Here is a 13,826-nt window from a genome sequence, read left to right as displayed (position 1 = left end):
GCCGCAACAATCGATTAAAAGTCATACTAGCCATGTCCTCACGTCATACCTTGGATCCACATGAAACGCATGCCTCCCCTGCCTGCCCTGCACACGTTTTTGATCACTGCGCAGTGCTGCAACTTCACCCGCGCCGCCGAGCAGTTGCACATCACCCAAGGCGCGGTGAGCCGGCAGATCGCCGGGCTGGAAGAGCATCTCGGTTATCCGCTGTTCATCCGTCTCGCCCGAGGCCTGGCGCTGACCGCCGAGGGACGTGAGTGGCTACCGCGCGTGGAAAAAGTCTTCGGTCTGATCAGCGAAGCGACCGAGCAGATCGGTCTGCAGCGTGAAACCCTGCAACTCAAGGCGCCGAGTTGCGTGATGCGCTGGCTGTTGCCGCGCTTGCTGCAATGGCAGAAAGAACGCCCGGATGTGCCGGTGAAACTCACCGCGTCGTTGCAGCACGGCGTGGATTTTCAGCGTGAGCAATTTGATGCGGCGGTGATCTACGGGCCGCCACCGGATCACTCGCCGGGCGCTCTGCACCTGTTCGATGAGCAACTGACGCCGGTGTGTTCGCCGCTGCTGCTCAAGGGTTCACCGGCACTGAATGCTCCGGCGGATTTGCAACAACATCTGCTGCTGCACCCGACGCACGATATTCAGGATTGGTCGGTATGGCTGAACGCCGCGCAACTGAATTTGAACAACGTCAGCAGCGGCCAGCATTTCGAAACGCTGGATCAGGCGATGTCGATGGCGTCGCACGGGACGGGGGTGGCGATTGGGGATTGGTCGTTGATCGGCGATGACTTGCGCGCCGGAAGGCTGGTGATGCCGTTTGAATTGAAGGTGAAAACGGGGTTGGCGTATTACGTGGTGTTGCCACCGGGAACCGAACCGTCGCCACCGCTCGAAGAACTGATGATCTGGTTAGTTGAGCAGGCGCATTTGCGGTGAGGCTGTTTTCCCTCACCCTAGCCCTCTCCCAGAGGGAGAGGGGACTGACCGGGGGATATTGAAGAGGTTCAGCGACCTGAACGATTGGCTTTGAATCCATAATCGACTGGATTTTTCAGGTCGATGTACAACGCCAGACATCTCGGTCGGCCCCCTCTCCCTCCGGGAGAGGGCTGGGGTGAGGGTAAAGCCGTATATCAATAACCAACAGTAAACCGTTGGCGGGAGTGCTTCGGTGTTTCTACTTCGTCGATCAGTGCAATCGCATAGTCGGCAAAGGTGATCCAGCTACGGCCCTCGGCGCTCACCAGCAAGTGATCCTGGCCAACACGAAATTTGCCACTGCGCTCACCTTCCACAAACTCCGCCGATGGCGACAGAAACGTCCAGTCCAGTTCCTTCTCCTGACGTAGCGCATCCAAAAACGCCGCCCCCGCACTGGCCTCGGTTTTGTATTCCGCCGGGAAACCCGCGCTGTCGATCACGCGTGTATCGTCCGGCAGCAACAGCGAACCGGCACCGCCCACCACCAGCAGCCGCTTCACCCCCGCCTGCTTCACCGGCCCGACAATCGTCGATGCCGGCACCGTGGCGAAATGTGCGGCGGTGATCACCACATCGTTGCCGGCCACGGCGTCTTGCAGCGCCGCCGAATCCAGCACATCGACATTCTTGCTGACGACACCGGCGCGCGCGCCGATCTTCGACGTATCGCGGGCGATGGCGGTGACGCTATGACCGCGACGCAGGGCTTCTTCCAGCAGTTGGCTACCGGCACGGCCGGTGGCACCAATGATTGCGATCTTGCTCATGACGTTCTCCAGTTGGCTTGAGTGTATGTGCATTGAAAATTGCGTTTCAAATTCTGCTTTAACCACCTTCCCTTGTGTGGAGGGCTTACTGTGGTGAGGTTTTTTGTGGCGAGGGGATTTATCCCCGCTCGGCTGCGCAGCAGTCGTAAATCCTGACAACTCGGTTTCACAGGGAAAAGCAGGGGAGCGCTTCGCACTCCAACGGGGATAAATCCCCTCGCCACAAAAAGCACTTCCCGATACTTAAAAAGATCGGGTTACCACTTCATCTCGCCCTTCGCGACTTTCGCGCTCAGCTCCAGCGAGCTCTCTTCGCCCAGCGTCGGGTAGCGCTTTTTCATCGCGGCGATCAGCGCAGCAGAATCCTTGGCCTTCGCCGTTTCTTCATCGAAAGCTTTAATGTAGTCCGCAGTAAATTTCACGCTGGCCAGCGAGCGGCTGCTCTCACCCAAATAGTGACCCGGCACCACGGTTGTCGGCTTCAGCGTTTCAATCGAATGCAGCGTCTCCAGCCAATCCGCATGAGATTGCGCGGTCTGCGTATCAGCCATCCACACATGAATGTTCTCGGCTACCACGACGCCACCGACCACTGCCTTGAGCGACGGAATCCACACGAAACTGCGATCCGGTTGCTTGCCGTCAAGCCCGACCACCTGCAATTTCTGCCCTTCAAGCATCAGGCTGTCGCCCTTGAGCACGCCCGGCACGATGGTTTTCGCTGGCACATCGGCGCCCATTTTCGGCCCCCAGAACGCGAGTTTGCCGACGACGGTTTTATTGATGTGATCAACGGTCGGTTGCGAGGCCAGCACCTTGGCATTCGGGAACGCCTTGGTCAGGGTGTCGAGGCCGAAGTAGTAATCCGGGTCGCCGTGGCTGATGTAAATGGTGGTCAGTTGTTTGCCGCTGGCGCGGATCTTTTCTACCACTTGTTCGGCCTGGGATTTGCCGAACTGCGCGTCAACGAGGATCGCGTCTTTCTCGCCGCTGACCAGCACCGAGGTCACCGGGAAAATCGCATTGGCGCCGGGGTTGTACACATCCAGGGTCAAATTGGCAGCCGCGGCATGCGCAGCGAAACCCAGCGAAGCGGTGGCGAGTAGAACGCGTTTGAGGGTGGTGAAGCCGATCATCTGTTGCTCCGGTGTTCGAATGCCTTGCTTGGCGATGGAACAGAGCTTAGTTGCCAGACTCAGTACAAAAAATGCGATGCTGGGACATAGTTTGTTTCTGAAAGCGAGCAAATCATGGATCGTCTCCAGGCAATGCGGGTGTTCGTCACGGTGGTGGATCTCGGTAGCCAGTCGGCCGCTGCGGATCATCTGGATCTCTCGCGGCCGGTGGTTTCACGCTACCTGGCGGAGCTGGAAGATTGGGTCGGCGCGCGCCTGTTGCACCGCACCACGCGCAAGTTGAGCCTGACGGCGGCTGGCAGTGAAATTCTTCCGCGTTGTCGGCAGATGATCGAACTGTCGAGCGACATGCAGGCCGCCGTCAGCGAACCCCATGACGCGCCGCGCGGATTGCTGCGGATCAGCGTCAGCACCTCGTTCGGTCAGGCGCAATTGGCCGATGCGATGGCCGCGTACGTCAAACGTTATCCGGGGGTGAGCATCGATTTGCAGATGCTTGATCGCACGGTGAACCTGGTGGATGAACGCATCGACCTGGCGATTCGCACCAGCAACGATCTCGATCCCAACCTGATCGCTCGACGCCTGACTGTGTGCCGTTCGGTGGTGTGCGCGGCGCCGGCTTATCTGCAAGAACAGCCGTTGCCTTTACGGGTGGAAGACCTGAGCCGCCACAACTGCCTGACGCACTCGTATTTCGGCAAGAGCCTGTGGCATTTCGAAGAGGATGGCGAACCGGTTTCGGTGCCGGTGCAGGGCAATATCAGCGCCAACGAGGCCAGCACGTTATTGCGCGCAACGCTGGCCGGCGCCGGGGTGGCGATGCTGCCGACGTATCAGGCCGGCGTGTATGTTCACAGCGGCGAACTGGTGCGCCTGCTGCCCCACGCCGAACCACGCCAGATGAACATCTACGCGGTGTACGCCTCGCGCAAACACATGCCGGCGGCGCTGCGCAGCATGCTGGATTTTCTGGTGCTCAGATTCCCCGAAAACCCGCAATGGGATGCTGATTTGTAAATCACCCCGCCCCTTGTAGGAGCAGAGCTTGCTCGCGAAAGCGGTGTATCAGTCCCATATGTTTTGAATGACGCACCGCTTTCGCGAGCAAGCTCTGCTCCTACAAGGGTTTATCAGTGTGCTGAATGGCGGGTTACAACCACGAACGCACTGGCTGGCAACTCCCCGGCGCTGACCTATGCTGAAAGTAATACCGCAGGGTATTTCGTTCAGAGGTGAACGCCATGAACATCAAAACAAGAAGGTACGCCGCGATTTTCATTACCTGCGCTGCCACGCTGGCGCTGTACGGCACCGCGGCCTGGCGGGTCGAGCAGTTGCGACAGCTGCCGCGTGAATACGCGAGCTGCAATTTCGAGCGCTGCATTCCGCACAATGCGTCGCTGAACGCACTGCGCTGAGGTAAGCATGCTGGAACGCGTCCTTGTGGGAGCGAGCCTGCTCGCGAAGGCGGCGCATCAGCCTACATAAGTGGTGACTGACACACTGCATTCGCGAGCAGGCTCGCTCCCACAGGGGGGGGATGATGTTTTCGGGTTACTGTTCGGTCTTCAAGCGATCGCGGAAGGCCTTTGGCGATATCCCCACCCGGCGCCGGAACAGGCGCGTGAAGTTGGTCGGATCAGAGAACCCCAACAACTCCGACATCTCATAAATGGTCATGCTGGTGTACGTCAGCAAGCGCTTGGCTTCCAGCAACTGACGCTCGTGCATGATCTGCAACGCCGGTTGCCCCGCCAGTTCACGGCACGTGCCATTAAGGTGCGACACCGAGATCCCCAGCCGATGCGCCAGATCCTCGACCTTCACGTGCTGACGGTAAGTCTCTTCCACCAACTGAATAAACCCGTTCAGGTATTCGCGTTGACGCTGCGGCCGTTGACTCGCGTTATGCCGCACGATTGCCTGGCGACTGACCCAGACCATGATCACGCTGACCAGCGAATGCATGAGCATTTCCCGCGCCGGTTGATGGCCGTTGTACTCGGCCTGCAACGCGGTGAATAAACTGTTGAGGTAGTCGCCGTCCTTGCCCGCCGGATAATTCTCGGTCTGCGCCAATGCGTGCACCGAGTCGCCCAGTTGCGCCTGCAAATGGTTGATCAGCGGTGTGGCGAGGGTGACGATAAAGCCTTCAACGTCCTCGGAAAAACGAAAGCCATGCACCGATAACGGCGGCAGAACCTGGATTGCCGGGGTCTGCAACTGCGTGCGATGGCCTTCGATTTCAAGCTCTGCCTGACCTTTGAAAACGAAGAGCAACTGGCACAAATCGGCGTGGCGGTGGGGTTTGATTTCCCATTGATGTTCGCGACTGCGGGAGGAAATAGTTTCACAGTGCAGCAAGTCAGGGGTCGGCCAATCCAGGCTTTCACCGTAGAGCTTGAACACTGGAATCGAAGGCAGGTCAGGCTTGTTCATCACTTCAATCCAGGCCTCGAGGTTTGCGGGCGATAATCGCACCGATTGGCAGAATGTACAGGTATCGGCTCAGTTTTCACCTTCAATTGACAGACCCGCAAGGGAAAAATGCAAGCACTCGATCCATAAAAATAAATCAGCGGCGATTGTCGCGCGAAGCTTGCGAGTCATAAAAACAATGAAAACGCTGAAAACCCAAGTTGCCATCATCGGCGCCGGCCCGTCCGGTTTGCTCCTCGGCCAGTTGCTGCACAACGCCGGCATCGACACCCTCATCCTCGAACGTCAGACACCCGATTATGTGCTCGGCCGCATCCGCGCCGGCGTGCTTGAACAAGGCATGGTAGAGCTGTTGCGTCGGGCTGGGGTGAGTCAGCGCATGGACGCTGAAGGACTGGTTCACGGCGGCTTCGAACTGGCGCTCGACGGGCGTCAGGTGCACATCGATCTGCACGCGTTGACCGGTGGCAAGACCGTGATGATCTACGGCCAGACCGAAGTCACTCGCGACCTGATGGCCGCTCGTCGGGACGCTGGCGCGCAGACGATTTATTCCGCGAGCAATGTCGTTCCCCACGGCATGAAAAGCGACGAGGCTTTTGTCACCTTCGAAAAGGACGGCGAAACCTGGCGCGTCGATTGCGATTACATCGCCGGCTGCGATGGCTTCCATGGCGTGGCTCGGCAGTCGATTCCTGAGGATTGTCTGCAGGTGTTCGAACGGGTTTATCCGTTTGGCTGGCTGGGCATTCTCGCCGACACGCCGCCGGTGCATGACGAGTTGGTCTACGCCCGCCACGAACGCGGTTTCGCCTTGTGCAGCATGCGTTCGGCGACGCGCACGCGGTACTACTTGCAGGTGCCGGCGGAAGAAAACGTCGCGGACTGGAGCGACCAGCGCTTCTGGGATGAACTGAAAAACCGCCTGCCAGTTGGATTGGCCGAGAAACTGGTCACCGGCCCTTCGATCGAAAAAAGCATCGCGCCGCTGCGCAGTTTTGTCGTCGAACCGATGCAGTACGGGCGGATGTTTCTGGTCGGCGACGCCGCGCACATCGTCCCGCCCACCGGCGCCAAAGGTCTGAATCTGGCGGCAAGCGATGTCAGCACGCTGTTCAATATTCTGCTGAAGGTTTACCGCGATGGGCGTATCGACTTGCTGGAGAAATACTCGGAAATCTGCCTGCGCCGCGTGTGGAAAGCCGAGCGGTTTTCCTGGTGGATGACTTCGATGCTGCATCGTTTTGATGATCACGATGCGTTCAGTCAGCGCATCAGTGCCTCCGAACTGGACTATTTTGTCAGTTCAGAAGCGGGCCGAAAAACTATTGCAGAAAATTACGTCGGACTTCCTTATGAGGCTATCGAATAGCTTCCTACCGACTTACACTGGCGAGCATCCCCGCTCGCCTGACGAACTGCGGGACTCTCACTGCCCGCAGGTTTTGCCCGTGACCAATCTCAATCACCCCGAAACGCCCAAACCGGCCATTCGCAGCGTGCTGGTGGCGCTGATGATGGCGATCTTTCTCGGTGCGCTGGATCAGACCATCGTCGCCGTGTCGATGCCGGCGATCTCCGCCCAATTCAAAGACGTCAGCCTGCTGGCCTGGGTGATTTCCGGGTACATGGTGGCGATGACTGTGGCGGTGCCGATCTACGGCAAGCTCGGCGATCTGTACGGGCGACGCAAGCTGATGCTGTTCGGCATGGGCCTGTTCACCTTGGCCTCGCTGTTCTGCGGCATGGCGCAAAGCATGGAACAACTGGTGCTGGCGCGGATCCTCCAGGGCATCGGCGCCGGCGGGATGATTTCGGTGAGTCAGGCGATCATCGGCGACATCGTCCCGCCGCGCGAACGCGGGCGCTATCAGGGTTATTTCAGCAGCATGTACGCGGTGGCCAGCGTTGCCGGGCCGGTGCTTGGCGGCTACATGACCGAATACCTGTCGTGGCGTTGGGTGTTTCTGATCAACCTGCCGTTGGGGCTTGGCGCTTACTGGGTCGCGCACCGCAACTTGCGCGGACTGCCGATTCCGCAACGCAAACCGATCATCGACTATCTGGGCACCGTGCTGATGATCATCGGCCTGACCGCGCTGCTGTTGGGCATCACTCAGGTGGGTCAGGGTCATGCGTGGCGCAGCGCTGAAGTGCTCGGGTTGTTTGCCTGCGCGGTGGTGGTGCTGGCGATTTTCGTCTGGCACGAACGCCGCGCGCGGGAGCCGTTGCTGCCGATGCACCTGTTTGCCAACCGTAATGCGCTGCTGTGCTGGTGCACGATTTTCTTCACCAGTTTCCAGGCGATTTCCTTGATCGTGCTGATGCCGTTGCGCTTTCAAAGCGTCACCGGCGCCGGCGCGGACAGTGCGGCGCTGCACTTGCTGCCGCTGGCGATGGGTCTGCCGATTGGTGCGTATTTCGCCGGTCGCCGCACGTCAGTGACCGGGCGCTACAAACCGCAGATTTTGACCGGAGCGATTCTGATGCCGATTGCCGTGTTGGGCATGGCCTTCAGTCCACCGGAGGCGACGTTGATCAGTGGGTTATTCATGTTGCTGTGCGGGATCGCCAGCGGCATGCAGTTCCCGACCTCGCTGGTCGGCACGCAGAATTCGGTGGAACAACGCGACATCGGCGTAGCCACCAGCACCACCAACCTGTTCCGCTCGCTGGGCGGGGCGGTGGGTGTGGCGTTGATGTCGGCGCTGCTGCTGGCGTTGTTGCAGGATTCCAGTTTTGCTCATTTGGCGAGCAGTTCGCTGATGAGTGAGGGGCACTCCGGGAATGTCTTGCTGGACGGCCTCAACGCGGCACCGGGGGATGCGCAGAATGCCCTGCGCGCGGAGTTGCTGGTGACGTTCCGGCATTTGTTGTGGGTGAGTGCGGCGGTGTCGTTGCTCGGGCTGGCGGCGGCGATTGCCATGCCGAACAACCTGCTGCGCGGGCGTGAGCACGGCGCAAAATGACAGTAGCCCGCAAAAACCTGTGGGAGCGAGCCTGCTCGCGAATGCGGTGTGTCATTCAACCATGATGCCGGCTGATACGACGCCTTCGCGAGCAGGCTCGCTCCCACAGGGGGAATGGGCTTCATTCAAGGGCTGTAGTAACCGACCGCAACGAGGAAATGCCCGACCTTCTTCAGGTAGGCATGCTTATCCTCGATCTTGCCGGTCACCGGGTTTTTCCAGCGATACTCATACTCGCCGTCATCCTGCTTGCCGATCATCGCCAGAATCGGCTCGCCCACCGGTTTGCCCTCCGGATCCTTGACCTTGCCGAAGTCGGTATTGATCAGCCGCAGATTGGTGCCGTGGGCAACGTAGCGCTGGGTATTCAGGTCAACCACAAACACATACAAGTCATCCTGCAAATACCCACCCTTGAGCGAGTTGATCGCCGTCAGCGTGCCCTTCTCGTCTTTGCTCAGATCCGTCGCAGCTTTATCCAGCAGGGCTTTGGCTTGTTCTGCGGAGGCGCGTGGCAGGTAATAACCGACCGCGAGAATCCGCTGACCGATGCGTTGATAAAACACATGCTTGCGCTCGACCTTGCCGTCAGACCAGTTTTGCCAGCGGTATTCGGCCTGCTGAATGCCATTGCCTTCCGGCACCAGCAACGCCTGTTTGAAGGCTTTCTGCAAATCCGGCCCGAGCACTTCGCTGACATCGCGGCCAATCAGTGCTGACGACGGCCCACCGCTGGCGAGCATCACGCCTTTGGTGTCGACCACAAACACGTAGCGATCCTTGTCGACAAACTCGCCCTGACGACTGAAGGCCGCGAAGGCCTTGTCGCCGTTGTCGTGGTAGTAAGCGAGCGCTTTTTCCAGCAGGGCGATGGCCGCCTGGCTGTCATCTTTTGCGGCGGTCGCGGCGCTGGCCTGACCGAACCCGGCCAATACCAGCAAACAGAGCCAGGCGAATTTTTGCACAAACCCCATGACGCATCCCTCGTTCTTGTTGGTGTTTCAAGAGCGTAGACGGGTTGCGCGGATGTATGGATATTCAGAATGATGCAGGGGATTGCAAAGCCCTGTGGCTAAACGCGTCCCTGTGGCGAGGGGATTTAGCGAAACGTCGCACCGCCCCGTTGGAGTGCGAAGCGCTCCCCTGCATTTCTAAAGTGACACCGAGTTCTCAGGCTTTGGGGCTGCTTCGCAACCCATCGGGGATAAATCCCCTCACCACAAAAGCCCACTCGACGAGGGATCGGCGTTTATGGCCGGGAATTGATCTGCTGCTGCAAGTTCTGGATCTGCGCCTGCAAGGTGTTGATGGTGCGGGTCATCTGCCCGCGGAATGCGTCGAACTCGGCGGTGTTGCCGCCGCCCTGTGGCGCTGCCGGGCGATTGTCCTGCTCGCTTTTGAGCACAACGATGTCCTGTTCCAGACGCTCGATGGCCGCGCTCGGATTGCCTTGCTTCTTCAACGCCGCGATATCAGCGCTGAGGCTCTTGAACTGCGCATCGAAGGCCTTCAACTGCGTATCGACCTTGCTGGTGTCCGCCGGGGTGCTTTTCAGCGTCGCCAGTTCTGCGCTCAAGGCTTTGACCTGCGCCTGCAACTGGGTATTGGCGTTCTGCTGCTCGGTGGTCTGCGCGGTCATCTGCGCCAGACGCTTGTCCAGATCACTGGCCTGCCCCGCGACGCCTTGCTGCTGTTTGTTCTGATCGAGCAGTTTTTCTTCCAACTGCTTGATCTGCAACTTCAAGGCTTCGCTGTCGCTGGTGACGTTGCTCTGGCTGGCGACGACTTTGCCGGAAATATCCTGCAAGCGCCCCGCCGCTTCTTCACTGATCCGCGCGAAGCTTTCCTGAGTCGCGACCAGTTGCTGCTCCATCAAGGAAATCTGCTGAAAGCTCCACCAGGCCAGGCCGATGAAAGCAAAAAACAACGCGCCGACCAAAGCCCAGAGCGGCCCGGTGCTGGCGGCTTTGACCTTGACCACTGGCGCTGTGCGCGAATGCACGGTGGTGCGGGCGGTGGTCGGAATGTCATCGTCGTCGAAGGTGTCGGCGCGCAGGCTCGGCACATCATCGAAATCGTCGTGGGCATCATTACGCATGGACATTGAGGCAACCTTTGTAAAACGCGGTGATGGCTAAATGCTGCGAAGTATAACCCGCTCAGCCGCAGGCATTGACCCTCGACCGAGGGCGCGGTTCAGTGCTGGCCGACCAAGTGAACTCAACGAATGTCCTGGGCTTTCCACCAGCCGCAGAACTCATCGAGCGCCGTCCACAGGCTGACTTGCGGATCGTAGTCCAGATAATGCCGCGCGCGGCTGATGTCGAGGGTGAAATTTTTCTTCATCACCTGCATGCCCAACCGCGACAGCGTCGGCTCCGGACGCCCGGGCCAGAGTTTGCACGCGCCTTCATTAAGCGCCGCAACGCTGTAAGCCAGGCCATAGGAACGGTACTTGGTGACCTGTGGGACTTCCATCTTGCGCATCACGTAATTGACCACATCCCACAACGGCACCGGCGCACCGTTGCTGATGTTGTAGGCCTTGCCCAGCGCCGAACCGGCGGCGAGCAGACTGCTGAGCATCGCTTCGTTGAGGTTCTGCACACTGGTGAAATCGACTTTATTCAGACCGTTGCCGATGATCGCCAGACGGCCCTTGCGCTGCATGTTCAGCAGACGCGGAAAGATGCTCATGTCGCCGGCGCCGGTGACGAAACGCGGGCGCAGGGCGATGGTTTCCAGACCGAATTCCTGAGCGCCAAAAACCTTCTGTTCGGCCAGGTATTTAGTCGCCGCGTAGTGATGTTTGAAGCGCTTGGGCACTTGCTCTTCGGTCAGGTTGAGGTGGTCGCGGCCGTCGAAATAGATCGACGGCGACGACAGGTGCACCAGCCGCCGGACGCGCTGCTTCAGGCAGGCTTCGACGATGTTTTCTGTGACCTGCACGTTGCCCTGATGAAAGTCCTGATAGCGCCCCCACAGCCCGACGGCCCCGGCGCAGTGCACCACGGCTTCGACATCGCTGCAGAGTTCGCGCGCCAGCTCGGCATCGCTCAGATCGCCGGGCACAAACTCGGCGCCACGGCGTACCAGATGCTCGACGCTTTCGGCCCGGCGCCCGTTGACCCGCACGTCCAGGCCCTGCTCCAGAGCGAAACGCGCAAAGCGTCCGCCAATGAAGCCGCTTGCGCCGGTGACCAGAATTTTCATGCACAACTCCAACAAAAAGCAGCTGCGAGCATCAAGCTTCGCGCTACAAGTAAAAACGGTGCGCAAGCCCACAACTTGCCGCTTGCAGCTTGACGCTTACAGCTGTTTCCAAGGCACTAGCCATTGTGCTGAAGCGCGCACCAATTGCTCGGTCAGCAAGCCGAGCAACTGACCGCCATTGCGCCAATGATGCCAGTACAACGGCACGTCGATCGGTTTATCTGGCAACAGTTCGCGCAATTCGCCGCGTTGCAGTTGCTCGCGTACTTGCAGCTCCGGCACCAGTCCCCAACCCAATCCGGCTTCGGTCAGACGGATAAAACCTTCCGAAGACGGACACAAATGGTGCTCGAATCCGCCGTCGACACCCAGCGACGCCAAGTAGCGATGCTGAAGAAAATCGTCCGGGCCGAACACCAGCGCCGGGGTGCGCGGCAGTTGCTCGGCGCGCACGCCATCGGGGAAATGCCGCTCGATAAACGCCGGGCTGGCCAGTGCGCGATAACGCATCGCGCCGAGCAACACGCTACGCGCACCCGCCACCGGTCGTTCGCTGGCGCACAAGCACGCGGCCACTTCACCGGCACGCATGCGTTTGAGGCCGACGGTCTGGTCTTCGACGATCAGATCCAGCAATAAATGTTGCTCGGCGCAGAAATCGCCGACTGCCTGCGCCCACCAAGTGGCCAGGCTGTCGGCGTTCAGCGCAATGCGCAGGCGCTCCGGCAAACCCTCTTCGTCCAAGGCCGGGACGAGGGTTTGCAGGTCGCGCTCAAGCAAACGCACTTGCTGCACATGGTTGAGCAAACGCCGGCCGATTTCCGTGGGCGACGGCGGCGTGCCGCGCACCAGCACCGGCTGGCCGACCCGCGCCTCCAGCAGCTTGATTCGTTGCGAGATCGCCGATTGCGACAACCCGAGAATCTGCGCGGCGCGTTCGAATCCGGCTTGCTCAACCACAGCGGCCAGAGCAGACAGCAATTTGTAGTCGAACATCAGTTTTCCTAATGAGCGATCAGCACTATTGGTTTTTCTTATACAGGTTTCGCCCGGAGAATAGCCAGCAAGCACTCTTTATCAAGGAACACTGCAATGGCTGGCGAAACCTCTCTCACAACCTTGTTGCGCAGCATGAGCCCGCAACTCAACGCCGGCGAATACGTGTTCTGCACCCTGCGCGACAGCCAATTGCCGGAAGGTCTGGAGACCATCGGCAGCTTCCGCGAGCAGGAAGGTCTGACGGTGATTCTCGAACGTTCCCACGCTGAACAGGCTGGTTTCAGCTTCGACTACGTCGCCGCGTGGATCACCCTCAACGTGCATTCAGCGCTGGAAGCCGTCGGACTCACCGCCGCGTTTGCCACGGCATTGGGCAAGGCCGGGATCAGTTGCAACGTGATCGCCGGCTACTACCACGATCATTTGTTTGTCGGTCAGGCCGACGCCGAACGCGCGATGCAGGTCCTGCGCGATCTGGCAGCCAACGCGGAGTAATTGTTATGTGGCAAAGCTATGTGAACGGCCTGCTGGTGGCGTTCGGGCTGATCATGGCGATCGGCACGCAGAACGCGTTTGTATTGGCGCAGAGCCTGCGGCGCGAGCATCACTTGCCAGTGGCGGCATTGTGCGTGGTGTGCGATGCGCTGCTGGTCGCCGCCGGCGTGTTCGGGCTGGCGACGATTCTGGCGCAGAACCCGACGCTGCTGGCGATCGCCCGTTGGGGCGGCGCGACGTTTCTGATCTGGTACGGCAGCCAGGCGCTGCGCCGGGCGTGCTCGAAACAGAGCCTGAATCAGGGCGAGAATCAGACCGTGCGTTCGCTGCGTGCGGTGATGCTCAGCGCGTTGGCGGTGACGTTGCTCAACCCGCACGTTTATCTGGATACGGTTTTACTGATCGGTTCACTGGGGGCGCAGCAATCGGTGCCAGGCGCTTATGTGGTCGGTGCTGCGAGTGCTTCGCTGTTGTGGTTTTTCACCTTGGCGCTCGGCGCGGCGTGGCTGGCACCGTGGTTGGCACGGCCGAGCACGTGGCGAATTCTCGATCTGGTGGTGGCGTTGATGATGTTCACCGTGGCCGGGCAATTAATTATCGCCAGCTGATTTATTCCAAAAGGCTCTGGAACCTCTATCCCACACAGTTGTTGCGTGGTTATGGCGCAACCCCGGTGCTATGATCCAACCCCTGCGCCGCAAAGAGTAAAAACTCGCCGGTGCATTTCTGGCCGCCCGTGATCGGCCTTGCGCTCACCGCAACAGACCTGATTAGGAGAATCATCATGGCTTTCGAATTGCGGGCGGGGCGGTGCGGGG

At 59.6% G+C, this 13,826-nt stretch carries 14 protein-coding genes; 7 read left to right on the top strand and 7 right to left on the bottom strand.

Annotation, left to right across the window (positions count from 1 at the left end; translation table 11 throughout):
- The first annotated feature begins 60 nt into the window (after positions 1-60).
- A complete protein-coding gene (locus ACIP1X_RS20790) occupies positions 61-942 on the top strand; it encodes a LysR substrate-binding domain-containing protein (RefSeq protein WP_400754751.1) in 882 nt (293 codons plus the stop codon).
- 197 nt (positions 943-1,139) lie between these two features.
- Here ACIP1X_RS20790 and ACIP1X_RS20785 read toward each other — a convergent pair whose 3' ends face one another.
- The gene (locus ACIP1X_RS20785; RefSeq protein ID WP_400754749.1) at positions 1,140-1,754 is read right to left on the bottom strand and encodes an NAD(P)-dependent oxidoreductase; all 615 of its coding nucleotides are present in this window, start codon (positions 1,752-1,754) and stop codon (positions 1,140-1,142) included.
- 257 nt (positions 1,755-2,011) lie between these two features.
- Entirely contained in the window at positions 2,012-2,890 is an 879-nt protein-coding gene (locus ACIP1X_RS20780; RefSeq protein WP_400754746.1) for an MBL fold metallo-hydrolase, read from the bottom strand.
- 114 nt (positions 2,891-3,004) lie between these two features.
- Between ACIP1X_RS20780 and ACIP1X_RS20775 the strand changes: the two genes are divergently transcribed.
- Positions 3,005-3,910 (top strand): LysR family transcriptional regulator, encoded by a 906-nt coding sequence (locus tag ACIP1X_RS20775; protein WP_400754743.1) that lies wholly within the window; start codon positions 3,005-3,007, stop codon positions 3,908-3,910.
- Positions 3,911-4,134: 224 nt separating this feature from the next.
- The gene (locus ACIP1X_RS20770; protein WP_212543925.1) at positions 4,135-4,311 is read left to right on the top strand and encodes a hypothetical protein; all 177 of its coding nucleotides are present in this window, start codon (positions 4,135-4,137) and stop codon (positions 4,309-4,311) included.
- A 136-nt stretch (positions 4,312-4,447) separates the two neighbouring features.
- On the opposite strand, the gene ACIP1X_RS20765 is transcribed toward ACIP1X_RS20770, so the two are convergent.
- Complete coding sequence (locus ACIP1X_RS20765; RefSeq protein WP_053123335.1) at positions 4,448-5,332, bottom strand: helix-turn-helix domain-containing protein; 885 nt, start codon at positions 5,330-5,332, stop codon at positions 4,448-4,450.
- A gap of 178 nt (positions 5,333-5,510) precedes the next feature.
- Between ACIP1X_RS20765 and pobA the strand changes: the two genes are divergently transcribed.
- Entirely contained in the window at positions 5,511-6,704 is a 1,194-nt protein-coding gene (gene pobA / locus ACIP1X_RS20760; RefSeq protein ID WP_400754740.1) for a 4-hydroxybenzoate 3-monooxygenase, read from the top strand.
- A 79-nt stretch (positions 6,705-6,783) separates the two neighbouring features.
- On the top strand, positions 6,784-8,301 hold the full coding sequence (locus tag ACIP1X_RS20755; RefSeq protein ID WP_400754738.1) for an MDR family MFS transporter: 1,518 nt from the start codon (positions 6,784-6,786) through the stop codon (positions 8,299-8,301).
- A gap of 125 nt (positions 8,302-8,426) precedes the next feature.
- On the opposite strand, the gene ACIP1X_RS20750 is transcribed toward ACIP1X_RS20755, so the two are convergent.
- From ACIP1X_RS20750 to ACIP1X_RS20735, 4 genes are all read right to left on the bottom strand, one after another.
- A complete protein-coding gene (locus ACIP1X_RS20750) occupies positions 8,427-9,275 on the bottom strand; it encodes a cache domain-containing protein (RefSeq protein ID WP_400754735.1) in 849 nt (282 codons plus the stop codon).
- Between the two features lie 275 nt (positions 9,276-9,550).
- Positions 9,551-10,405 carry an ATPase gene (locus tag ACIP1X_RS20745; protein WP_400754733.1) on the bottom strand — a complete coding sequence of 285 codons (855 nt, stop codon included), beginning with the start codon at positions 10,403-10,405 and terminating at the stop codon, positions 9,551-9,553.
- 116 nt (positions 10,406-10,521) lie between these two features.
- On the bottom strand, positions 10,522-11,514 hold the full coding sequence (locus ACIP1X_RS20740) for an NAD(P)-dependent oxidoreductase (protein ID WP_053123345.1): 993 nt from the start codon (positions 11,512-11,514) through the stop codon (positions 10,522-10,524).
- 96 nt (positions 11,515-11,610) lie between these two features.
- Positions 11,611-12,510, bottom strand: a complete 900-nt coding sequence (locus ACIP1X_RS20735) for a LysR family transcriptional regulator ArgP (RefSeq protein ID WP_053123347.1) — start codon at positions 12,508-12,510, stop codon at positions 11,611-11,613.
- 96 nt (positions 12,511-12,606) lie between these two features.
- On the opposite strand from ACIP1X_RS20735, the gene ACIP1X_RS20730 reads away from it, so the two are divergent.
- Together ACIP1X_RS20730 and ACIP1X_RS20725 are read left to right on the top strand one after the other, a co-directional pair.
- A complete protein-coding gene (locus ACIP1X_RS20730) occupies positions 12,607-13,008 on the top strand; it encodes an ACT domain-containing protein (protein WP_400648817.1) in 402 nt (133 codons plus the stop codon).
- A 5-nt stretch (positions 13,009-13,013) separates the two neighbouring features.
- Positions 13,014-13,616 (top strand): LysE/ArgO family amino acid transporter, encoded by a 603-nt coding sequence (locus tag ACIP1X_RS20725; protein ID WP_053123351.1) that lies wholly within the window; start codon positions 13,014-13,016, stop codon positions 13,614-13,616.
- The last annotated feature ends 210 nt before the right edge of the window (positions 13,617-13,826 follow it).

This window comes from Pseudomonas sp. NPDC088885 (assembly GCF_044750025.1).
GTDB classification, from domain to species: domain Bacteria; phylum Pseudomonadota; class Gammaproteobacteria; order Pseudomonadales; family Pseudomonadaceae; genus Aquipseudomonas; species Aquipseudomonas rustica.
The sequence above is the reverse complement of the archived record's forward strand: the minus strand, read 5'-3'. Positions and strand labels throughout refer to the sequence as shown.